Source organism: Caballeronia temeraria, from assembly GCF_001544795.2.
GTDB lineage: Bacteria > Pseudomonadota > Gammaproteobacteria > Burkholderiales > Burkholderiaceae > Caballeronia > Caballeronia temeraria.
Genome location: NZ_FCOI02000001.1, coordinates 230,538 through 250,939, shown reverse-complemented (window position 1 = coordinate 250,939; position 20,402 = coordinate 230,538). Strand labels below are relative to the sequence as shown.

Genomic DNA, 20,402 nt, shown 5'->3' with positions numbered 1-20,402 from the left:
CCGATGTTCTCGCAAACCGACTTCACGCACATGGAGCGCGCGCTCGCGCTCGCTTCGAAGGGCATGTACACGACGACGCCGAATCCGCGCGTCGGCTGCGTGCTCGTCAAGAACGGCGAAGTGATCGGCATGGGCTACACGCAGCCGGCCGGCCAGGACCACGCCGAAGTGCAGGCGCTGAAAGACGCCCGCTCGCGGGGCAAGGACCCGCGCGGCGCGACGGCGTATGTGTCGCTCGAACCATGCAGCCATTTCGGGCGCACGCCGCCGTGCGCGCATGCGCTCATCGATGCGCGCGTCGAGAAAGTGATCGCCGCGATGGAAGATCCGAATCCGTCGGTGTCCGGCCGCGGACTCACGATGCTGCGCGACGCGGGCATCGACGTGCGTTGCGGGCTGCTAGCGAACGAGGCGCAGGAGATGAACATCGGCTTCGTGTCGCGCATGACGCGCCGCCGTCCGTGGGTGCGCATGAAGGTCGCGGCCACGCTCGACGGCCGCACGGGTTTGCCCACGGGCGAAAGCCAATGGATCACGGGCGAAGACGCGCGCGCCGACGGCCACGCGTGGCGTGCCCGTGCCTGCGCGATCCTCACCGGCATCGGCACGGTGCGCGAGGACGATCCTCAACTGACCGTGCGCGCGGTCGACACGCCGCGCCAGCCGCAACGCGTGCTGATCGACAGCCGGCTCGATGTGCCGATGCAGGCGCGCATCCTCGACGGCGCGCCGCCGTGGATTTTCCATAGCGCCGACGCTGATCCCGCGCGCATCGACGCGCTGCGCGCGAAGGGCGCGGATCTGATCGAGCTGTCGAACGAGCACGGCAAGGTCGATCTGCCCGCGATGCTCACCGCGCTCGCCGATCGCGGCATCAACGAATTGCACGTGGAAGCGGGCCACAAGCTGAACGGCTCGCTGCTGCGCGAAGGCTGCGTCGACGAACTGCTGGTCTATCTCGCGCCGAGCCTGCTCGGCAGCGCGCCGGGCATGTTCGACTTCGCGCCGCCCGGCACGCTGGATGCCCGGCCGCATCTGAAATTTCATCGCATCGACCGGCTCGGCGACGATCTGCGCATTCTGGCGCGTTTCGCCGAAGCCAACGTGGCGAGTTGATCAAGCACTGAATCGAGGAATCTGACCGATGTTCACAGGAATTGTCGCGGCCGTGGGCCGTATCGAAAAAGTCACGCCGCTCGGCGCGGAGCCGGAAGCGGGCGTTCGTCTGACGGTCGGCGCGGGCGGTCTCGATCTTGCCGATGTCGAGCTCGGCGACAGCATCGCAATTCAGGGCGCGTGCATGACCGTTATCGAGAAATCGGCCGGCACGTTCGATGTCGAAGTGTCGCGCGAAAGCCTCAACAAGACGGTCGGTCTCGGCGATGCGGGCGCCGGTGTGAATCTGGAGAAGGCGTTGCGCGCGCACGACCGACTCGGCGGACATCTCGTGTCCGGTCATGTGGATGGTCTCGGCGTCGTGTCGAAGTTCGAGCCGGTGGGCGAATCGCACGAACTGCGCATCGTCGCGCCGAAGGACATCGGCAAGTATCTGGCTTATAAAGGCTCGGTGACGGTGAACGGCGTGAGCCTCACGGTGAACTCGGTCAGCGATGGCGCCGACGGCTGCGAGTTTTCCATCAACCTGATTCCGCATACCGTCGAAGTGACGACGCTCAGGGCGCTTGCCAAAGGCGCGAAGGTCAATCTGGAGATCGATCTGATCGCGCGGTATGTCGAGCGGATGATGAGCGCGGGGTAAACGTTGCGCTTCGGCGCATGTCCCGAGCTAACGCTCCGGGCCCCAAAGCTCTCTGAACTCGGAGGAAATCTCCTTCATATGCCGAAGCGACAAGAAGATGATCGTGTCGCCGCATAAGAGATACAGCAGCACGTAGTCGTCGAACAGATGTTCGTGGAGTTCGCCTTGGTGAACTCCGCCCGACTTCGTCATTTCCGCGATTTCCTCGCTCGCGAGCAGTGCGTCGACGGTATCGGGCTTCGAATTGAGCAGGCGTCGTCCAAGAGCCGGAAAGCGCCGAAGCACCGGTATGACTGTCTTGTCGATCGCCTCGATCAGCCGAAGAAAGCTTTCGGGTCGGTCGACACCATTCCAGTAACGCTCGATATCCGTGATTCGGGCCTTGAACTCGCTCGAGATTCGGATGGTCGCGCGCTTGCGTTCGTCATTCACTGTCCGGTTCTCCGTGATCCGTTCGCTGCGTTCCCAAACGCGCTTTAAGACGAGCGACGTATTCGTCGGCGTCTTCCGTGTCGTTCTCGTCGAGACTCTTGAGCGCCGTCAGCGCGTCGTTCAGCAATACCGTGTGAATGCGCGCCCGCTCCATCCGGTAGAACGCCTCGAGCTTTTCTGTGCTGATCAAAGCGACATAACTTTCCCCGTTCTTGGTGATGATTTTTTCGTTGCCGGCTCGAACTTCGTCCATGAGTTCGGAAAGATTGGCACGCGCCTGCGAGAGCGGGATGATGTCCTTCGCGGTGTAAGCCATGACAGGCTCCGTACGATTTAATGTACTTAACATTGTACAGTATCTGTCTTTGAGGAAAGTTCGATGACCACAGTTTCCCAAGCGCACTTGCATCACGCCATTCGTCCGAACGGCTTAGGAAATCGCCACATCTCCCCGAGAGTGGATTTCACCGACGCTGCATCGGCCGTGGCGTAAAATACGCCCTTTCCCCAAACCGGACCCCGCACGGGACGTCATCATGTCGCTCGCCTCCACTCCTGAGATCATCGCTGAACTGAAAGCCGGCCGGATGGTGATCCTCGTCGACGAAGAAGACCGCGAGAACGAAGGCGATCTCGTCGTCGCCGCCGAATTCGTGACGCCCGAAGCCATCAACTTCATGGCCAAGCACGGCCGCGGCCTCATCTGCCTCACGCTCACGCAGGAGCGCTGCAAGCAGCTGAACCTGCCGCTCATGACGCATCGCAACGGCACGCAGTACGGCACGGCGTTCACGGTGAGCATCGAAGCCGCCGAAGGCGTCACGACCGGCATCTCCGCCGCCGATCGCGCGAAAACCATCGCCGCGGCCGTCGCGCACGACGCGCGCGCCGAGCACATCGTGCAGCCGGGCCACGTGTTTCCGATCATGGCGCAGCCGGGCGGCGTGCTCGTGCGTGCGGGCCACACGGAAGCCGGCTGCGACCTGACCGCGCTCGCGGGCCTCACGCCCGCTGCGGTGATCTGCGAGATCATCAAGGACGACGGCGAAATGGCGCGCCTGCCGGATCTCATCGAATTCGGCAAGCAGCACGGCATCATGATCGGCACCATCGCCGATCTGATCCACTACCGCAGCCGCACCGAGTCGATCATCGAGAAAGTCTGCGAGCGCACGATGCAAACCGCGCACGGCGCGTTTCGCGCGGTGCTGTATCGCGACGAACCGACCGGCTCGCCGCACATCGCGCTCGTTCGCGGCACGCCGCATCCCGACCGCGACACGCCGGTGCGCGTGCACGAGCCGCTCTCCGTGCTCGATCTGCTCGAAATCGATTCATCGACCCACTCGTGGACCATCGACGCCGCGATGAAGGAAATCGCCGCGCGCGATCTCGGCGCGATCGTCATGCTCAATTGCGGCGACACGAAGGAGCATCTCGTCGACGTGTTCCGCGCCTTCGATCAGAAGGACAAGGCGGCAGAACTCAAGCGCCGCCCGATCGACTTCAAGACTTACGGCATCGGCGCGCAGATTCTGCGCGATATCGGCGTCGGCAAGATGGAAGTGCTCGCGAATCCGCGCAAGCTCGGCAGCATGTCGGGTTACGGGCTCGAAGTGACGGGCTTCGTGCCGATGCCCGGCTGCCCCGCCACCGCCGCGCCCGCCGACACCGGCATCACGCAGCTGCGCTCCGCCTGAACGCCAAAACCCAATTAAACAAACGGAAATCATTCATGGAAATCGGACAATACCAGCCGAATCTCGACGGTGACGGCCTGCGCATCGGCATCGTGCAGTCGCGCTTCAACGAACCGGTGTGCAACGGCCTCGCCGACGCGTGCATCGAGGAGCTGGAGCGCCTCGGCGTGATCGGCCAGGACGTGCTGCTCGTCACCGTGCCGGGCGCGCTCGAAATTCCGCTCGCGCTGCAAAAGCTCGCGGAATCCGGCCAGTTCGACGCGCTGATCGCGCTTGGCGCCGTCGTGCGTGGCGAGACGTATCACTTCGAACTCGTGTCGAACGAAAGCGGCTCGGGCATTTCGCGCATCGCGCTCGACTTCGGCATTCCGGTCGCGAACGCCGTGCTGACGACTGAAAACGACGAGCAAGCCGTCGCCCGCATGACCGAAAAGGGCCGCGACGCCGCGCGCGTAGCGGTCGAAATGGCGAATCTGTCCGTCGCGCTCGAACAGCTCGGCGGCGATGACGAAGACGAAGACGAAGAAGACGAGGACCGCGCATGAAGAGCGCACGACGCCGTTCGCGCGAACTCGCGACGCAAGGGCTTTATCAGTGGCTGCTGTCGGGCGCGCCCGCCGGCGAAATCGATGCGCAACTGCGCAATTCGCAAGGCTTCGACAAGGCCGACAAGGACCATCTCGATGCGATCCTGCATGGCGTGATCAAGGAATCCGAGGCGCTGTCCACGCAGTTGCAACCGTGCCTCGATCGTCCGATCGAGCAGTTGTCGCCGGTCGAGCGCGCGGTGCTGCTGGTGGCCGCGTTCGAGTTCAAGCATCACATCGACGTGCCGTATCGCGTCGTCATCAATGAAGCGGTCGAGCTGACGAAGACCTTCGGCGGCTCGGACGGCTACAAGTACGTCAACGGCGTGCTCGACAAGCTCGCCGTGGTGATGCGGCCCGCCGAAGCGCAGGCGCGCGGCCGTGGAGCGTAAATGAATCAGACAGCCGAACCGCTCGTGCGGCTCGCGTCGCGCGTCGACGCAATCGAGCCGTTCTACGTGATGGAGCTGATGAAAGAGGCTCAGGCGCTCGAGCGCGCGGGTCGCGACATCATCCACATGAGCATCGGCGAGCCGGATTTCACCGCGCCCGAGCCGGTCACGAACGCCGCCGCCGACGCTCTGAAGCGCGGCGTGACGCAATACACCAACGCGCTCGGCATCCACGCGCTGCGTGAGGCGATCGCGCGGCATTATCGCGATACCTTCGGGCTGACGGTCGATCCGGAGCGGATCGTCGTGACGGCGGGCGCGTCGGCGGCGTTGCTGCTCGCGTGCATGGCGCTCGTCGACAACGGCGACGAAGTCCTGATGCCCGACCCGTGCTATCCGTGCAACCGGCATTTCGTGTCGGCGGCCGATGGCAAGCCCGTGCTCATCGCGAGCGGCCCGGCCGAGCGCTTTCAGTTGACGGCCGAGCACGTCGAGGAAAACTGGACCGGCAAGACGCGCGGCGTGCTGCTCGCGTCGCCGTCGAATCCTACGGGCACGTCGATCGAGCCGGACGAACTGCGGCGCATCGTCGACACGGTGCGCGCGCGCGGCGGCTTCACGATCGTCGACGAGATCTATCAGGGCCTGAGCTACGACGCGAAGCCCGTGTCGGCGCTTTCCTTCGGCGACGACGTCGTCACCGTCAACAGCTTCTCGAAGTATTTCAACATGACCGGCTGGCGGCTCGGCTGGCTCGTCGTGCCGCACGCGATGGTCAGCGCGGTCGAGAAGCTCTCGCAGAATCTTTTCATCTGCGCATCGGCGCTTGCCCAGCACGCGGCGCTCGCGTGCTTCGAGCCCGAGACGATCGCGATCTACGAAGCGCGGCGGCTGGAGTTCAAGCGTCGGCGCGATTACATCGTGCCGGCGCTGCGCTCGCTCGGTTTCGGCGTGCCCGTCGTGCCGGACGGCGCGTTCTACGTCTACGCCGACACGACCACGGTCCGTCACCCCGCCGCCGGAAACAGCGACGCCCTCACGCACTCGATGCTCCACGACGCGGGCGTCGTGCTCGTGCCGGGCGCGGATTTCGGCTTTCATGCGCCGGAGCGCTATATCCGGCTCTCGTACGCGACTTCGCAGGCGAAGCTGGAGGAAGCGGTTCAGCGGCTGGGCGCATTATTCAGCCGATAACCCCGGCGACGCGCAACAAAAAAGGGCACCCGCGGGTGCCCTTCTCTTTTTCCATCCGGCGATGACTCCGGCGATGACTTAAGCGCCGAATTCCGCCGATGCGACGTGCTTCGCGTCACCGTCGCCATCGTCCTGCGCGCCCGATTTCTTCGACGAATCGATGGTCACGTGCACGCGCTTGTCCGCCGCCGTCGACGCCAGAACCTGCTTCGGCGCGGCCTGAACCGGCGCCTGCGGTGCGTTGATCGGCACGTTGCGGCCGCGCGCGACATCGCGCAGACGCGCACGCTCGGCCAGCACCTTCGCGCCGTAACCGCCGTCGTCCTGCGTGGTCGAGCCGACGTAGTAGCGCAGACCGCCCGCCACCGAGCCGCCACGCGCGATGCAGTCCTTCAGCACCAGCGCGCCGACCTTGATGTTCGCGAGCGGATCGAGCGCCGCGTGCGAGCCGCCGAAGTACTCGAACTTGTCGGAATGAACCTTCGACATGACCTGCATCAGGCCCTGCGCGCCGACGCCGCTTTCGGCATACGGATTGAAGCCTGATTCGATCGCCATCACGGAAAGCAGCAGCAGCGGATCGAGACCCACTTCGCGGCCCGTGTCGAACGCGGCGCGCACGAGTTCGGTGACCGGCTCTTCCGCCACGCGATAACGCCGCGCGATGAAGTTGGAGACAAGCTTCTGCTCGCGCGCCGAGACGAGCACACGGTCATCGCGAGCATCCGCGACGACCCGTTGCGCCGGAATCAGCCTCGCCAGCATGCCGACGGACGGCATGGTGCGCGGATCGAGTCCGTTGGGCGACACGGCGAGGCTGATGCCGCCGGTCAACTGACGCGTGCTGGCGTCGTCGCTGGCGGCCGCGCCGAGCGACGGGCTCAATGCGGCCGGCGTCTTGGCGTTGTCCACCGGCGCGGTGTTAGCGGCCACGTTCACGGGCAACGCGGCATCGCCCGGCGGACGATGCACCGCCGAAAACGGCGGCAGCGGCTGACCCGCGAGCAGACGTGCCGGGCCGGCCTGAACCGCAGCCGACACGAACGGCATGATCTTTGCCGCGAAGGTCGTGCGCCACGAAGGCAGCAGCCAGAGCGCGAGCGCGCTGATAACGGCCGCGCAACCGACCACGGCGAAGAGATGGTGACTCAAACGGCGTCCGCGACGTAGCGCTACACGCACAATCTGCGCGGCGCGGGTGTCGGAACCCCACCAAACCGAAGCGTTCATCGATACTCCCAATGTTGCATGATTTGCGCAGATGAATACGAATAAAGCACGTATTCCAAACACAAATCAGACACCGCTCACTCTCGGTAAGCGTCAGCGGCATCGGGGATACGGCATGCGCCGTCTGGAAAGCCGATCCGGCAAAAGACCGCCGGGTTGCGCGGCACGAACTGCATGCCCTGAACGCGCACGTGGCTTTCCACGCGAAAAAACCGGCGTGACAAACGCCGGCAGTGACAACCAACAGCCATGAATCGCCGGGCAGGAGCGGCGCAGGCGACGCATGTGCGTCTGAAAGACCTGAGGCTAAGGTAAAAAGTTTCAAAACCTGCAATAGATGCCAAGCGATTCTATCAGGGTTTAATGATCCGTCAATGCTATAGACTTTGGTTTCAATTACTTACAGTTATATTGAACGGTGTTCAGCGCCTGAAAAGCACGTCTCCCGGGCGATTCAAAGCGGAAATCGCTGAATGTCCCCCAACGCACGGACGCCTGCGCAGGTAAAATCGACAATCGTTTAGCGCGCAGCCGTCTCGCCCGTCGAAGCTCGCTTCCGGGCGCCTTCGAGTCCACTTCCCGACCATCGATGAAATACAAAGATCTGCGCGACTTCACCGCCCGCCTCGAAGCGCTCGGTGAACTGCGCCGCATTCGGCAGCCCGTCTCCCCAGTCCTCGAAATCACCGAAGTCTCGGACCGCGTGTTGCGCGCGGGCGGACCGGCGCTGCTGTTCGAAGCGCCCACCGGTCACACAATGCCCGTGCTCGCGAACCTCTTCGGCACCACGCGGCGCGTCGCGCTCGGCATGGGCATCGAGACCGAAGCGCAAAGCGGCGCCGATATGAGCCTCGGCAGCGACGTCGCCGCGCTGAGTTCGTTGCGCGATGTCGGCAGGCTGCTCTCGGCGCTGAAAGAACCCGAGCCGCCGAAGGGCCTGAAGGACGCAGGCAAGCTGCTCTCCCTCGCGAAGGCCGTGTGGGACATGGCGCCGAAATCGGTCAGCGCGCCGCCTTGCCAGGAGATCGTGTGGGAAGGCAACGACGTCGATCTCAACCGGCTGCCGATCCAGACCTGCTGGCCCGGCGACGCCGGACCGCTGCTCACGTGGGGCCTCACCGTCACGCGCGGGCCGAACAAGCCGCGCCAGAATCTCGGTATCTATCGGCAGCAGTTGATCGGGCGCAACAAACTCATCATGCGCTGGCTCGCGCATCGCGGCGGCGCGCTCGATTTCCGTGAGTTCGCGCTCGCGAATCCGGGCAAGCCATATCCGGTGGCGGTCGTGCTCGGCGCCGATCCCGCGACGATCCTCGGCGCCGTGACGCCCGTGCCCGATTCATTATCCGAATATCAGTTCGCCGGTCTGTTGCGCGGCTCGCGCACCGAACTCGCGAAGTGTCTGACGCCGGGCGTCGACACGCTCCAGGTGCCCGCGCGCGCCGAGATCGTTCTCGAAGGCTTCATCCATCCGCAGGACGGCGCGCCGCCGCCCGCGCCGGAGGGCGCACCGCCGCGGCCATCGGCGGGCGCAGCGGCGAAGTACGAGCACGCGCTCGAAGGTCCGTACGGCGATCACACCGGCTACTACAACGAGCAGGAATGGTTTCCGGTCTTCACCGTCGAGAAGATCACGATGCGCCGCGACGCGCTCTTCCATTCCACCTATACCGGCAAACCGCCCGACGAACCGGCCGTGCTCGGCGTCGCGCTGAACGAAGTCTTCGTGCCGCTGTTGCAGAAGCAGTTCACCGAGATCACCGACTTCTATCTGCCGCCGGAAGGCTGCAGCTATCGCATGGCGATCGTGCAGATGAAGAAGAGCTACCCCGGCCACGCCAAGCGCGTGATGTTCGGCGTGTGGAGCTTCCTGCGGCAGTTCATGTATACGAAGTTCATCGTCGTGGTCGATGAAGACGTGAACGTGCGCGACTGGAAGGAAGTGATCTGGGCGATCACCACGCGTGTCGATCCGACCCGCGACACCGTGATGGTCGACAGCACGCCGATCGACTATCTCGACTTCGCATCGCCGGTTGCGGGCCTCGGCTCGAAGATGGGACTCGACGCGACCAACAAGTGGCCCGGCGAAACGAATCGCGAATGGGGCCGCCCCATCGTCATGGACGAAGCCGTGAAACACCGCGTCGATGTGCTGTGGACCGAACTCGGACTGGATAAATCATGATCGCGGCCACGCTCTATCGAGGCGATGTCATCGAGAACACGCATGCGGCGCACGTCGCCGTCGTCGATGCCGATGGACGCCTCATCCATTCCTTCGGCGATCCGCATCGCGTGACGCTGCCGCGCTCGGCGGCGAAGCCCGCGCAGGCGCTCGCCGTCATCGAAACGGGCGCGCTGGAACGCTTCGGTTTCAGCGACGAAGACCTCGCGCTGATGTGCGGATCGCATAGCAGCGAGCCGCGTCATATCGAACGCGCGCTCGCGATGCTCGCCAAGTCGAACGCGAGCGAAAGCGATCTGCGCTGCGGCGGCCATCCGCCGATTTCGGATGCTGTCTACAAGGACTGGATCAGACGCGATTTCACGCCGGGCGCCGCGTGCAGCAATTGCTCCGGCAAGCACGCCGGCATGCTCGCGGGCGCGCGTGCAATGAACACGCCGCTCGCGGATTACCACTTGCCCGAACATCCGCTGCAGGCACATGTGAAGCGCACGGTCGCGCGCGCCGTCGATCTCGCCGACGATGAAGTGCAATGGGCCATCGACGGATGCAATCTGCCGACGCCCGCCTTCCCGCTCGACCGCCTCGCGCGGCTCTATATGAAGCTCGCCGCCGCGCCGGACGGCTCGCCGTTCGCGCGCATCTATCGGGCGATGACGTCGCATCCCGAACTCGTCGCCGGCGAAGGACGCTTCTGCACGCTGCTGATGCAGGCGTTCGGCGGCACGCTCGTCGGCAAGACGGGCGCGGACGCGAGCTATGCGATCGGCGTGCGCCGCGCACAGGGGCCGATCGGCATCGCGGTGAAAGTCGAGGACGGCAACACGTCGGTCGTGAATGCGGTCGTCGTTCATGTGCTCGATACGCTCGGCATTGGCACAGAGCAGCAACGCGACGCGCTCGCCGCCTTCCGCAATCCGCCGACGCGCAACACGATGAACGTGCCCACCGGCCGGCTCGATGTCAGCTTCACGCTTCACAACCATCCATAACAAACATGCATTCGTGGTCGTTGCTGTCGGACGGATTTTTTCTGTCGTTGTCGCTGTGTCTGGATATCGGGATCGCCAATGTCGCGATCATTTCGCTCGCGCTGTCGCACGGTTTCAAGCCGGGCATGGTGCTCGGACTCGGCACCTGTTTCGGCGATCTGTTCTATGCGGCGCTCGCGCTCGCGGGCATGTCGGCGCTGCTGCAGTTTTCCGCCGTGCGCTGGGTCGTGTGGATCGGCGGCGCGATCGTGCTGCTTTTCCTGACGTGGAAAATGGCGCGTGAGGCGCTCAATCCGGCGTCCGCGCCGCCCGTCGAAGGCGAAGCGGATTTCACCGTGCCGCGCCCGAAACACTGGAAAAGCTTCGTGCGCGGATGCCTGCTCGCGGTGTCGTCGCCGAGCGCGATCCTGTGGTTCGCGGCGGTCGGCGGCGCGCTCATCGCCAAAGCCGGGGCGACGAGTCCCGTCAGCGCTTCCGTGTTTCTGATCGGCTTTTTCTGCGGCGGACTCGGCTGGACGATCTTCATCTGCACGCTCGCGAGCCACGGCAGAAAGCGCGCGGGCACGCAGCTCCTGCGCGCCTGCCATGTGATGTCCGCCGTGCTCTTCGCGTACTTCGCGTATAGCGTCATCGTCAACGGCTACCGCGATCTGATCGTGAACGCGGCATCGTGACGATCCGCCGTCACGCGAGATACTGCGACAGCTTCGGCAAATCGACGTTGCCGCCCGAGACGATCACGCCGACGCGCTTGCCTTCGACCGGCACGACCTTCTGCAGCACGGCCGCCGCCGCGAGGCAGCCGGTCGGCTCGACGACCATCTTCATGCGCTGCGCGAAGAAACGCAGCGTCTCGATGAGCTGAGCATCGCTGACGGTGACGATCCGGTCGACGTGACGCTGGATGATCGGAAAGTTGTATTCGCCGATGTGCGTCGCGGCCGCGCCATCGGCGATCGTGCGCGGCACCTCGATATGCACGATCTCGCCACGCGCGAGCGACTGCTGCGCGTCGTTGCCCGCTTCCGGCTCCACGCCGATCACTTTGCAATCCGGCGACAGCGCCGCCGCCGCGAGCGCGCAACCGCTGATCAGCCCGCCGCCGCCGAGACACACGAAGAGATAATCGAACGGACCGGTTTCCTCGATCAGTTCCTTCGCCGCCGTGCCCTGCCCCGCGATCACATGCGGATGGTCGTAAGGCGGAATCAGCGTCATGCCGCGTTCCTCGGCGAGCTTGCGGCCGATTTCCTCGCGATTCTGCGTGTACCGGTCGTAGGTGATCACTTCGCCGCCGTAACCGCGCGTTGCTTCCATCTTCGCGGCGGGCGCGTCCTCGGGCATGACGATCGTCGCGCGGATGCCGGCGAGCTTCGCGGACAGCGCGATCGCCTGCGCGTGATTACCCGACGAGTACGTGATGACGCCTGCCGCGCGCTGACGGTCGTCGAAATGGGAAAGCGCGTTGTATGCGCCGCGGAACTTGAACGCGCCCATGCGCTGGAAGTTCTCGCATTTGAAGAAGAGCGACGCGCCCGCGATGGCATCGGCGGTGCGGGACGTCAGGACAGGCGTGCAATTGGCGAAGCCTTCGATACGGCGGGCGGCGTCGGCGACATCATCGAAAGTCGGGGCAGGAAGAGAGGACATCGGCGTGAGAACTTGAGGTGAGGAGGACCCTCATTCTCCCAGTTCCATCGCGCAATTGAAAAGCACCGCGTAAACGCAAAAGGCGATGCACGCGTGCATCGCCTTTTGCATTGGCTGGGCCGGCCGATCAGTAACGCCAGTAGCCCGGCCCGTGGCGGTAATAGCCATGATGCCGATAATACGGACGACCGTAGTAGCCATAGCCGCCATACACCACCGGCGGCGGCGGCGCATACACGACGGGCGGCGGGGCCATGTAGACCGGCTGCGGCGGCGCCACATAGACAGGTGCGGGCGGCGCGGCATAGACCGGATAGGCCGGCACGCCGATACCCACACCCACGGAAACATGTGCCTGCGCCGCACCGGCGACACCCGCGCCGAGCACACCAGCGATCAACAAACTACCGAGCTTTTTCACTTTAGTTCTCCTCGCCGCTTCGCATGATGGCCGGTCCAGGCGGCTCACGAGCGACGGTATGAGTTGAATTTATCGAAAAAGCGCAGCGGCCGCAGGAGCCATTTGTTGCAAATTGCAAGTTGCTTAACGTGCTGAAGAACTTGAAAGCCAAAGCGTTGCTCGCCGATATGCACGGATTGGCCGTTCGGCGGACCTGAGCGGGCAGCGCGTTGTACAAGAAGAGAAAAGAGAGAAAAACCGCGTAACGTCTATTTACAAAAGAACGTAAAAGAACGGAAAAGCCCCGCCGGACAATGCGCCCGGCGGGGCTTTTAATGTATTGCGCGAGATTCTTGAATCGCGGCTCAGCCCACTTTGACGTAAGCGAATTCGCGCGTGACGTTTGGCGGCACGTACGCCGCGCCGATCACGACTCTCGGCGTCAGGCGCTTTTTCTGGTCCCACCAGCGGCGCCGCTGGGCCTGGCTCAAGAATCGCAAATGCTTCCGGTAAGAGAAAATGCTCATGGCGACCTCCGAACGTAGCGAATGAAACCTTGGTGGGAGAACTCACGGCAGCCGCCGGATGTTTCGTCCCGCTGAATTCGTCTTCTCTTTAGTATTGAGCGCCCTGTTCGTCCTTCGATGTGCGCAAAGAAACCAAGTCTTCGCGTCGATGCGCAATTGCTTGTGCGTTTCACCACATTCAGCAGAAAGCATGCCTTTTGGCTGGAATATCTTTCTGATGCTTGCTTCAAAAACCGCTTTCGGAAAGCAGCGATCCGTCGCGCAAACGGTGTTTCGCTCTTTCGCTTTCCGTATTTATATCCTGCCAGTTTTGCGTGAAATGCGCTTTTCGAGATCGTCTCAAAATGGCAACACTAGGGTTTTCCGATGCTGGCGTTTCGTGGCCGCCGCGCTCTCGCGAACAACTTTCACATGCCTTTCATGCAATACCCCGAAGAATCGCTCGCGCCGCGTGCGACAACGTCCCCAAGCGGCCTTAAAGCCATGTTAAGGTGACGTCCGGCGCCCCATCAGGCAAGCCTGCTGGGCGGGGAATTCGAGTCGCCGCCGTCGGAAAAACGCGAAGCTTCGTCGAGCGCAGTGCGTGCATTCGCGCATGAGCGTGCGTGCTCCGCCGTGCGTCGCGATGCCTTCGACAAGTTACTCAAGTCCAGAGAACGAACAATGATCAAGGTCAGCATTCAAGATTCGCGCCGCGCCGGCGGCCGCTTCTCAGACACCGCTCGCGGGCGGCCCTTCGCGCGCTAGCGGCTTTCGTCTTCCCAGCCTTTTTCGCTCATACGACCTGGCGCACGTCGCGACACTGCGCACGCATCCTAGAGGACCCGAGATGTTCGGCGATATCGCCCGTTTTCTGCTCAACACCCTTTTCACCCTGTTCGGCGCGGCGCTCCTGCTGCGCGCATGGATCCAGGTCGTGCGCATGCCGCCGTACAACCCCGTGTCGAACGCGGTGATGCAGGCGACCAACTGGCTCGTGCTGCCGCTGCGCAAGATTCTGCCCGGCGGGAAGATCGACTGGGCGAGCATCGTTGCGGCGTTCATCGCGTCGGCGGTCTATGTGACGCTGATGGTCGTGCTCGCGGGCGTCGATCCGACGCTCATGGCGCCGATCCTTCTGCTCGTCGCGCTCCTGACCGTCGTCAAGTGGGCGCTGAACCTGATCATCTGGGTGACGATCCTGATGGCGCTGCTGTCGTGGCTCAATCCGCAGTCGCCGGCCATGCCGCTGCTCTATCAGATCACCGCGCCGATCCTCGATCCGCTGCGGCGCATTCTGCCGCGCCTGGGCGGCATCGATCTGTCGCCGATCCTGCTCTTCGTCATCGTGCAGGTGCTGCTGATGGTCGTGACGCGCGTCGCGGTGTCGATGACGCTCTTCGGCATCTGAAGCCGCCCGCGCGCAATTGCGCCGCGGGACGCCTTGCGCTTACAATAGCGGGCTCAGGCGGGCGTCGTATAATGGCTATTACCGTAGCTTCCCAAGCTACAGACGTGGGTTCGATTCCCATCGCCCGCTCCAGAATCCCAGCGAAAGCCGCCCCGAGTCACGTTTGGGCGGCTTTTTAGTTTCGCCCATCCGTTTCCAGCATCGCCTCATGAGCCACGATCCCCAAGACGACGCCGACGACAACGGCACTCAACAGCCCGGCGTCCACGAAGACGCCACGCTGCGCCATCGCCGCATCCGCAGCTTCGTCACGCGCGCGGGGCGCGTATCGCCGGGCCAGCAACGCGCGATCGACGATCTCGGGCCGCGCTACGTCGTGCCTTATACGCCGCACGTCGCCGACTGGGACGCGCAATTCGGCCGCCACGCGCCGCGCGTGCTGGAGATCGGCTTCGGCATGGGCGCGACCACGGCTGAAATCGCGGCCGCGCGTCCGGGCGATGATTTCATCGGCGTGGAAGTGCATGAGCCGGGCGTCGGCGCGCTGCTGAAGCTCATCGGCGAGCAAGGGCTCGGCAACATCCGCATCCTTCAGCACGACGCCGTGGAAGTGCTCGAGCACATGATCGCGCCCGAGAGTCTCGACGGCGTCCACATCTACTTTCCCGATCCGTGGCACAAGGCGCGCCATCACAAGCGTCGTCTGATTCAGCCGAAGTTTCTCGCGCTGCTCGTGTCGCGCATGAAGCCGGGCGGCTATATTCATCTCGCGACCGACTGGCAGAACTACGCCGAGCAGATGCTCGACGTGCTGTCGGCGGAACCGGCGCTCGAAAATACCGCCGACGGCTACGCGCCGCGCCCGGATTTCCGCCCGGTCACGAAGTTCGAACGGCGCGGCCTGCGGCTCGGCCACGGCGTGTGGGATCTGATGTTCCGCCGCCGCTGAGCGCATCGGGGCCACAAACGACAACGCCACGGCAAGCCGTGGCGTTGTGCGTTCCGGGCGACGAAAACGGGATCAGTCGGCCCAGCTCAATCCGCCGCTGTATCCGACGATCAGAATCAGCAAGCCGAAGCCGATGCGATACCACGCGAACGCCGTGAAATCGTGCGACGCGACGTAGCGCAGCAGCCAGCGCACGCAGACGAACGCGCTGACGAACGCCGCGACGAGGCCGATCGCGAACAGGCCGAGATCGTTCACGGTGAGCGTGCGCCAGTACTTGGCCATTTCGTAGAGCGTCGCGCCGAAGATGATCGGAATGGCGAGGAAGAACGAAAACTCCGTCGCCACGCGCCGTTCGAGCCCGAACAGCATGCCGCCGATGATCGTCGCACCGGAGCGCGAGGTGCCCGGAATCAGCGCGAAACATTGCGCGAGACCGACCTTGAAGGCATCGGCGAGCGAAAGGTCATCGACGGAATGCACGCGCGTGATCGCGCCGCGCTCCCGCTGCCGCGATTCGGCCCACAAAATGACGATGCCGCCGACGATCAGCGCCACCGACACCGGCACCGGCGAGAACAGCACCGCCTTGATGTGCTTCTCGAGCAGCAACCCGAGCACGACGGCCGGAATGGTCGCGACGATCACGTTCAGCGTGAAGCGCCGCGCGTCGGCGCGCACGGGCAGGCCGGTGACCACGGAGCCGATCTTCGCGCGATATTCCCAGCAGATCGCGAGGATCGCGCCGAACTGGATAACGACGTCGAAGGTTTTCGATTGCGCATCGGTGAAATTCAGCAGGCTGCCCGCCACGATCAGATGCCCCGTGCTCGAGACCGGCAGAAATTCGGTCAAGCCCTCCACGACGCCCAGGATGAGCGCCTTCACCATCAATATCCAGTCCATCCGTCAGCCCTTGTTCGCCGGTGTCGCCGTTGGTTTTGGAACACATTGCGCAGAGATTTCGACTCACTTCTCGACGATCTGCACACGTATGCCGTTTGTAAGGACTGTGATTGTACCGGGTTCGTAAGACACGCCGGCGAACTGGAGTTCCTCGGGCTTGAAGGTGTGGATCGGATAGCGGTCGAGCAATTGCGCGGCGAATTGCGCGCCGACCGACGCGATCTGTTGGTTGTACTGCGCGGCGTCGCCGGAAAACTGCGCATCGTCAACGGATGGCGAGACGAGAATCACCGAACGGCTCGGTGCGTCGTAGCCGAGTTGCGTCGACAGCGTGAACGCGCCGATCACGGGATTCGGCATGAAGGGCGTCGCAAGACGCGCATCGACATGCACGGTCACGCGATTGCGGTCCGGCGCCATGCCGACGACCGGATTGCTCAGGACGACATCGAATATCTGCGACGCCGTGCGTTGCAGCGGGAACTTGCGCGCGACCGCGGCCTGCACCTGCTGCGTCGAGAATGTGTAGTGGTCCGGAATGAAGGGGAATATCGAGTTCGAGGCGGCGTGCGCCTTCGATGCGAGTGCGAGCGCGGGCAGCGACATCAGTCCTGCCAGCACGAACCGGCGCCGCAGCGGCGCGACGGGTTCCGTCATGCGTGATCCTCCAATGCTTTTTATTCAGGGCTGCGCCGGGCGGCGCGGTTCGGGATTGGACTGCCGATCGTCACGACAGTTGCGTCGGCTGCGTCGCCGCTTCCAGGCGTTCGATCCAGCGCAACGCGTGCTCGCGCGTGTCGCCGCACATCTCGTTCGATGGCTGCAAGCCGCCGCAACACGCCGGCCTGCGCGGATCGCCGAAAATCCTGCAGCGCAGATCATCGCCCAACTGAACGCAACGTTCGCCCGCGCGCTTGCCGTCCGGCATGCCCGGAATCGGACTCGAAATGGACGGCGCGATACAGCAGGCGCCGCAGCCCTCGCGGCAGGCATGAGGCGATGAATCGATCGGCATGACGGTACTCAATGACGCAATGGAAACGACATTCTCCCACGCCGCCTAGTTGCGTTTTGTTTGCGCTTCGTCAAATCGCGATCATCGGGCTGCGACCTTATCGCGCAAGGGCCGCGCACGTCGCCGGACTACACTCGGACGATCCCCAGAGGTCCGCCATGACTGCCGCCGCTCCGCTCTTTCGCCCCGACCTGCTCGCGCGCTACGACGCGCACGGCCCGCGCTACACGTCGTATCCGACCGCCGTCCAGTTCACTGACTCGTTCGACGCCGCGCAGTATCGCGAAGCGGCGCGCAAGGCGAAAGCGGACGCCGATCTCTCGCTCTATTTCCACATTCCGTTCTGCGACACCGTCTGCTTCTACTGCGGCTGCAACAAGGTCGCGACAAAAAATCGCGCGCACGCGCGGCCGTATCTCGATCGCATGAAGCGCGAGCTGGCGTTGCAGGCGGCGCTCTTCGACACATCGCGCCCGGTCACGCAGCTTCACTGGGGCGGCGGCACGCCGACATTCCTCTCGCACGACGAGATGGCCGAACTGATGGCCGCGACGCGCGAGCACTTCCATCTCGTCCCCGACGAGCGCGCGGAATATTCGATCGAAGTCGATCCGCGCGAGGCGTCGGCGCACACCATCGCGTTGCTGCGCGAACTGGGCTTCAACCGCCTGAGCCTCGGCGTGCAGGACTTCGACGAACGCGTGCAGCGCGCCGTCAATCGCATCCAGCCGCGCGAGATGACCGAAACCGTGCTCGACGCCGCGCGTGCGAACGGCTTCAAGTCGGTGAGCGTCGATCTGATCTACGGCCTGCCGCATCAGAGCGTCGAGAGCTTTACGCGCACGCTCGATGCGATCATCGGCCTGAAGCCGGACCGTGTGTCCGTGTTCGGCTATGCGCACATGCCATCGCTTTTCAAGATGCAGCGGCAGATCGACCAAAGCGCGCTGCCCTCGCCCGCCGTGCGCCTCGCGATTCTCGAGCGCGTGATCGCGCGCATGAGCGAGGCGGGCTATGTGTACATCGGCATGGATCATTTCGCGCTGCCCGGCGACGAACTCGCGCGCGCGTTCGAAGCCGGCACGCTCCAGCGCAACTTCCAGGGCTACAGCACCCATGCGGATTGCGATCTGATCGGCATCGGTGCGTCGTCGATCGGCAAGATCGGCGATGTCTACGCGCAAAACGCCCGCGAGCTCGCGGACTACGCCGCCGCGATCGACTCGGGCACTCTCGCCATCGCGCGCGGCGTGCGCCTTTCGCCTGACGACGAGCTCCGCCGCGACGTCATCATGCGCATCATGTGCGGCGGCGAGTTGCGTTTCGACGAGATCGCGAGCACGCACGGCATCGAATTTCCCGCCGTTTTCGCCGATGAACTCGCGCGCCTCGCGCCGATGGCCGGCGACGGACTCATCGATCTCTCGCGCGACGCGATCCGCGTCCTGCCCGCCGGCCGCATGCTGGTGCGCAACGTCGCATCGGTATTCGACCGCTATCTGGGTCAGGCGAGCCTGCGACGCTTCTCGCGCACGATCTGAGCGGTGTTCGATCGGCGTCGGTGGCTTAGAATGACAGCCACCTTGGACGTCCCGGCTTGCAGTCGCGGCGTCCATCCACTCACTGCCGATGCGAAGCGCCGGGCATTGCCGGCTTCTCGCAGACGGCCACGCCACTGCCCGACGCCATGCCGACCACTTCGCCGCAGTTCGCTCCTCTCGCCCAACTCGCCGCCGATCTGAAAAGCGGCCGCACGACGAGCCGCGCGCTCGTCGAGACGGCGCTCGAGCGCATCGCCGATCCCGCCGGTCAGGGCGCGACCGTTTTCCTGCATGTCGATGCCGATCACGCCCGCGCCGCCGCCGATGCCCACGACGCGCTGCGCCGCGCCGGCACCGTGCTCTCGCCGCTCGCGGGCATTCCCGTGTCGATCAAGGATCTCTTCGATATCGAAGGCGAAGTGACGCGCGCCGGCTCGAAAGCGCTCGCCGACGCCGCGCCCGCCAAAACCGATGCCGTGGCCGTCGCGCGCCTGCGCCGCGCGGGCGCGGTGATCGTCGGGCGCACCAACATGAGCGAATTCGCGTTCTCGGGCCTCGGGCTCAATCCGCACTACGGCACGCCGCGCTCGCCGTGGCGCGCGGACGTGCCGGGCGACGCACGCATTGCGGGCGGCTCGTCGTCGGGCGCGGCGGCATCGGTTGCGGATGGCATGGCGGCCGTCGCGCTCGGCACGGATACCGGCGGCTCCATCCGCATTCCGGCGGCGCTCTGCGGCCTGACCGGCTTCAAGCCGACCGCGAGCCGCATTCCGAAGCAAGGCGGCGTGCCGCTCTCGAAGACGCTCGATTCGTTCGGGCCGATCGGCGTGTCGGTCGCGTGCTGCGCGCTCGTCGATCGCATTCTCGCGGGGCGCGATCCGGGCGTGCCCGCAACGCGCCCGCTCGACGGCGTGCGTCTCGGCGTGCTGACGAACTACGTCACCGATGGCGTCGAAGCGCCCGTCGCGGCTGCGGTTGCCGCGGCCGTCAACCATCTGGCGGCGGCGGGCGCGCTGGTCGAGGACGTGCGTTTCGCGCCGCTCGATCGCCTGCCGGAAATCAACCGGTATCCACTCGTCGCCATAGAAGCGTATGCGTGGCATCGCAAGCTGATGGCCGAGCGCGGCGGCGAATACGATCCGCGCGTGCTCGCGCGCCTGCAACGCGCCGAAGCGGCGAGCGCGGCGGATTACATCGATTTGTGCGAAGCGCGCGCCGCGATGATCGAAGCCGCGCGCACGACGCTCTGGCAACGTTTCGACGCAATCCTCTGCCCGACGGTGCCGGTGCTGCCGCCGCGCATCGCCGATCTCGAAACCGACGACGACGCCTTCACGCGCACGAACGCGCTGATCCTGCGCAATCCGACCGCCTTCAATTTCCTCGATGCCTGCGCGCTCTCCCTGCCGTGCCATCCGCGCGGCGAGGCGCCCGCCGGCCTGATGCTCGCGGGCGCGCCGAACGCCGACGACACCTTGCTGTCGATCGGACGCGCGGTCGAAGCGGTGCTGGCAACCACGCGCTGAGCGGCCGAAGCACGCGGATGACAT

At 64.5% G+C, this 20,402-nt stretch carries 22 protein-coding genes and 1 tRNA gene; 14 read left to right on the top strand and 9 right to left on the bottom strand.

Going from position 1 to position 20,402, the window contains the following annotated elements; translation table 11 throughout:
- Positions 1–3: 3 nt before the first annotated feature.
- Together ribD and AWB76_RS01195 are read left to right on the top strand one after the other, a co-directional pair.
- Positions 4–1,116, top strand: coding sequence for a bifunctional diaminohydroxyphosphoribosylaminopyrimidine deaminase/5-amino-6-(5-phosphoribosylamino)uracil reductase RibD (gene ribD, locus AWB76_RS01200; protein WP_061158295.1), 1,113 nt, complete (start codon positions 4–6; stop codon positions 1,114–1,116).
- Positions 1,117–1,144: 28 nt separating this feature from the next.
- Complete coding sequence (locus AWB76_RS01195; RefSeq protein WP_061158294.1) at positions 1,145–1,759, top strand: riboflavin synthase; 615 nt, start codon at positions 1,145–1,147, stop codon at positions 1,757–1,759.
- A gap of 27 nt (positions 1,760–1,786) precedes the next feature.
- On the opposite strand, the gene AWB76_RS01190 is transcribed toward AWB76_RS01195, so the two are convergent.
- Together AWB76_RS01190 and AWB76_RS01185 are read right to left on the bottom strand one after the other, a co-directional pair.
- Complete coding sequence (locus tag AWB76_RS01190) at positions 1,787–2,191, bottom strand: hypothetical protein (protein ID WP_061158293.1); 405 nt, start codon at positions 2,189–2,191, stop codon at positions 1,787–1,789.
- Positions 2,184–2,507, bottom strand: coding sequence for a type II toxin-antitoxin system Phd/YefM family antitoxin (locus AWB76_RS01185; protein ID WP_061158292.1), 324 nt, complete (start codon positions 2,505–2,507; stop codon positions 2,184–2,186). Before AWB76_RS01185 ends, AWB76_RS01190 begins: the two co-directional genes overlap by 8 nt.
- A 220-nt stretch (positions 2,508–2,727) precedes the next feature.
- Between AWB76_RS01185 and ribBA the strand changes: the two genes are divergently transcribed.
- The 4 genes from ribBA to AWB76_RS01165 are packed head-to-tail and all read left to right on the top strand — an operon-like array spanning position 2,728 to position 6,064.
- On the top strand, positions 2,728–3,891 hold the full coding sequence (gene ribBA / locus AWB76_RS01180) for a bifunctional 3,4-dihydroxy-2-butanone-4-phosphate synthase/GTP cyclohydrolase II (protein WP_061158291.1): 1,164 nt from the start codon (positions 2,728–2,730) through the stop codon (positions 3,889–3,891).
- 35 nt (positions 3,892–3,926) lie between these two features.
- Positions 3,927–4,436, top strand: a complete 510-nt coding sequence (ribH, locus tag AWB76_RS01175; RefSeq protein ID WP_008350863.1) for a 6,7-dimethyl-8-ribityllumazine synthase — start codon at positions 3,927–3,929, stop codon at positions 4,434–4,436.
- The gene (nusB, locus tag AWB76_RS01170; RefSeq protein ID WP_061158290.1) at positions 4,433–4,870 is read left to right on the top strand and encodes a transcription antitermination factor NusB; all 438 of its coding nucleotides are present in this window, start codon (positions 4,433–4,435) and stop codon (positions 4,868–4,870) included. Before ribH ends, nusB begins: the two co-directional genes overlap by 4 nt.
- Positions 4,871–6,064, top strand: a complete 1,194-nt coding sequence (locus tag AWB76_RS01165; RefSeq protein WP_061158289.1) for a pyridoxal phosphate-dependent aminotransferase — start codon at positions 4,871–4,873, stop codon at positions 6,062–6,064. It abuts the gene before it with no gap.
- A 78-nt stretch (positions 6,065–6,142) separates the two neighbouring features.
- Here the strand turns inward: AWB76_RS01165 and AWB76_RS01160 are convergent, their stop codons facing one another.
- On the bottom strand, positions 6,143–7,294 hold the full coding sequence (locus AWB76_RS01160) for a lytic transglycosylase domain-containing protein (RefSeq protein ID WP_061158288.1): 1,152 nt from the start codon (positions 7,292–7,294) through the stop codon (positions 6,143–6,145).
- 589 nt (positions 7,295–7,883) lie between these two features.
- Here AWB76_RS01160 and AWB76_RS01155 point away from each other — a divergent pair.
- Genes AWB76_RS01155 through AWB76_RS01145 form a run of 3 tightly spaced genes read left to right on the top strand, consistent with a single transcriptional unit; the run spans position 7,884 to position 11,148 of the window.
- Complete coding sequence (locus tag AWB76_RS01155) at positions 7,884–9,482, top strand: UbiD family decarboxylase (RefSeq protein WP_061158287.1); 1,599 nt, start codon at positions 7,884–7,886, stop codon at positions 9,480–9,482.
- Positions 9,479–10,474: an asparaginase gene (locus tag AWB76_RS01150; RefSeq protein WP_061158286.1), complete on the top strand. Its 996-nt coding sequence runs from the start codon at positions 9,479–9,481 to the stop codon at positions 10,472–10,474. Before AWB76_RS01155 ends, AWB76_RS01150 begins: the two co-directional genes overlap by 4 nt.
- A 5-nt stretch (positions 10,475–10,479) precedes the next feature.
- Positions 10,480–11,148, top strand: coding sequence for a LysE family translocator (locus AWB76_RS01145; RefSeq protein WP_061158285.1), 669 nt, complete (start codon positions 10,480–10,482; stop codon positions 11,146–11,148).
- A gap of 10 nt (positions 11,149–11,158) precedes the next feature.
- Here the strand turns inward: AWB76_RS01145 and AWB76_RS01140 are convergent, their stop codons facing one another.
- From AWB76_RS01140 to AWB76_RS41475, 3 genes are all read right to left on the bottom strand, one after another.
- Positions 11,159–12,124: a threo-3-hydroxy-L-aspartate ammonia-lyase gene (locus tag AWB76_RS01140; protein WP_061158284.1), complete on the bottom strand. Its 966-nt coding sequence runs from the start codon at positions 12,122–12,124 to the stop codon at positions 11,159–11,161.
- A 127-nt stretch (positions 12,125–12,251) separates the two neighbouring features.
- Positions 12,252–12,545 carry a hypothetical protein gene (locus AWB76_RS01135; RefSeq protein WP_061158283.1) on the bottom strand — a complete coding sequence of 98 codons (294 nt, stop codon included), beginning with the start codon at positions 12,543–12,545 and terminating at the stop codon, positions 12,252–12,254.
- Between the two features lie 344 nt (positions 12,546–12,889).
- Positions 12,890–13,051, bottom strand: coding sequence for a hypothetical protein (locus AWB76_RS41475; RefSeq protein WP_167354150.1), 162 nt, complete (start codon positions 13,049–13,051; stop codon positions 12,890–12,892).
- Between the two features lie 829 nt (positions 13,052–13,880).
- Here AWB76_RS41475 and AWB76_RS01130 point away from each other — a divergent pair.
- From AWB76_RS01130 to trmB, 3 genes are all read left to right on the top strand, one after another.
- Complete coding sequence (locus AWB76_RS01130) at positions 13,881–14,441, top strand: YggT family protein (protein ID WP_061158282.1); 561 nt, start codon at positions 13,881–13,883, stop codon at positions 14,439–14,441.
- Between the two features lie 57 nt (positions 14,442–14,498).
- Positions 14,499–14,573 (top strand) — tRNA-Gly (locus AWB76_RS01125).
- A gap of 76 nt (positions 14,574–14,649) precedes the next feature.
- Entirely contained in the window at positions 14,650–15,390 is a 741-nt protein-coding gene (trmB, locus tag AWB76_RS01120; RefSeq protein ID WP_061158281.1) for a tRNA (guanosine(46)-N7)-methyltransferase TrmB, read from the top strand.
- Between the two features lie 72 nt (positions 15,391–15,462).
- Here the strand turns inward: trmB and AWB76_RS01115 are convergent, their stop codons facing one another.
- The 3 genes from AWB76_RS01115 to AWB76_RS01105 form a co-directional block, all read right to left on the bottom strand.
- The gene (locus AWB76_RS01115) at positions 15,463–16,296 is read right to left on the bottom strand and encodes an undecaprenyl-diphosphate phosphatase (protein WP_061158280.1); all 834 of its coding nucleotides are present in this window, start codon (positions 16,294–16,296) and stop codon (positions 15,463–15,465) included.
- 63 nt (positions 16,297–16,359) lie between these two features.
- A complete protein-coding gene (locus AWB76_RS01110) occupies positions 16,360–16,953 on the bottom strand; it encodes a DUF1439 domain-containing protein (protein ID WP_061158279.1) in 594 nt (197 codons plus the stop codon).
- Between the two features lie 70 nt (positions 16,954–17,023).
- Entirely contained in the window at positions 17,024–17,311 is a 288-nt protein-coding gene (locus AWB76_RS01105; RefSeq protein WP_061158278.1) for a YkgJ family cysteine cluster protein, read from the bottom strand.
- Between the two features lie 158 nt (positions 17,312–17,469).
- On the opposite strand from AWB76_RS01105, the gene hemN reads away from it, so the two are divergent.
- Both hemN and AWB76_RS01095 read left to right on the top strand, forming a co-directional pair.
- Positions 17,470–18,852: an oxygen-independent coproporphyrinogen III oxidase gene (hemN, locus tag AWB76_RS01100; protein ID WP_061158277.1), complete on the top strand. Its 1,383-nt coding sequence runs from the start codon at positions 17,470–17,472 to the stop codon at positions 18,850–18,852.
- A gap of 146 nt (positions 18,853–18,998) precedes the next feature.
- Positions 18,999–20,378 (top strand): amidase, encoded by a 1,380-nt coding sequence (locus AWB76_RS01095; protein WP_061158276.1) that lies wholly within the window; start codon positions 18,999–19,001, stop codon positions 20,376–20,378.
- The last annotated feature ends 24 nt before the right edge of the window (positions 20,379–20,402 follow it).

Excerpts from the sequence above, each read along its gene's own strand:
- ribD (WP_061158295.1), top strand. The coding sequence starts at position 4 with ATGTTCTCGCAAACCGACTTCACGCACATGGAGCGCGCGCTCGCGCTC.
- AWB76_RS01195 (WP_061158294.1), top strand. The coding sequence starts at position 1,145 with ATGTTCACAGGAATTGTCGCGGCCGTGGGCCGTATCGAAAAAGTCACG.
- AWB76_RS01185 (WP_061158292.1), bottom strand. The coding sequence starts at position 2,507 with ATGGCTTACACCGCGAAGGACATCATCCCGCTCTCGCAGGCGCGTGCC.
- ribBA (WP_061158291.1), top strand. The coding sequence starts at position 2,728 with ATGTCGCTCGCCTCCACTCCTGAGATCATCGCTGAACTGAAAGCCGGC.
- ribH (WP_008350863.1), top strand. The coding sequence starts at position 3,927 with ATGGAAATCGGACAATACCAGCCGAATCTCGACGGTGACGGCCTGCGC.
- nusB (WP_061158290.1), top strand. The coding sequence starts at position 4,433 with ATGAAGAGCGCACGACGCCGTTCGCGCGAACTCGCGACGCAAGGGCTT.
- AWB76_RS01165 (WP_061158289.1), top strand. The coding sequence starts at position 4,871 with ATGAATCAGACAGCCGAACCGCTCGTGCGGCTCGCGTCGCGCGTCGAC.
- AWB76_RS01160 (WP_061158288.1), bottom strand. The coding sequence starts at position 7,294 with ATGAACGCTTCGGTTTGGTGGGGTTCCGACACCCGCGCCGCGCAGATT.
- AWB76_RS01155 (WP_061158287.1), top strand. The coding sequence starts at position 7,884 with ATGAAATACAAAGATCTGCGCGACTTCACCGCCCGCCTCGAAGCGCTC.
- AWB76_RS01150 (WP_061158286.1), top strand. The coding sequence starts at position 9,479 with ATGATCGCGGCCACGCTCTATCGAGGCGATGTCATCGAGAACACGCAT.
- AWB76_RS01145 (WP_061158285.1), top strand. The coding sequence starts at position 10,480 with ATGCATTCGTGGTCGTTGCTGTCGGACGGATTTTTTCTGTCGTTGTCG.
- AWB76_RS01140 (WP_061158284.1), bottom strand. The coding sequence starts at position 12,124 with ATGTCCTCTCTTCCTGCCCCGACTTTCGATGATGTCGCCGACGCCGCC.
- AWB76_RS41475 (WP_167354150.1), bottom strand. The coding sequence starts at position 13,051 with ATGAGCATTTTCTCTTACCGGAAGCATTTGCGATTCTTGAGCCAGGCC.
- AWB76_RS01130 (WP_061158282.1), top strand. The coding sequence starts at position 13,881 with ATGTTCGGCGATATCGCCCGTTTTCTGCTCAACACCCTTTTCACCCTG.
- trmB (WP_061158281.1), top strand. The coding sequence starts at position 14,650 with ATGAGCCACGATCCCCAAGACGACGCCGACGACAACGGCACTCAACAG.
- AWB76_RS01115 (WP_061158280.1), bottom strand. The coding sequence starts at position 16,296 with ATGGACTGGATATTGATGGTGAAGGCGCTCATCCTGGGCGTCGTGGAG.
- AWB76_RS01110 (WP_061158279.1), bottom strand. The coding sequence starts at position 16,953 with ATGACGGAACCCGTCGCGCCGCTGCGGCGCCGGTTCGTGCTGGCAGGA.
- AWB76_RS01105 (WP_061158278.1), bottom strand. The coding sequence starts at position 17,311 with ATGCCGATCGATTCATCGCCTCATGCCTGCCGCGAGGGCTGCGGCGCC.
- hemN (WP_061158277.1), top strand. The coding sequence starts at position 17,470 with ATGACTGCCGCCGCTCCGCTCTTTCGCCCCGACCTGCTCGCGCGCTAC.
- AWB76_RS01095 (WP_061158276.1), top strand. The coding sequence starts at position 18,999 with ATGCCGACCACTTCGCCGCAGTTCGCTCCTCTCGCCCAACTCGCCGCC.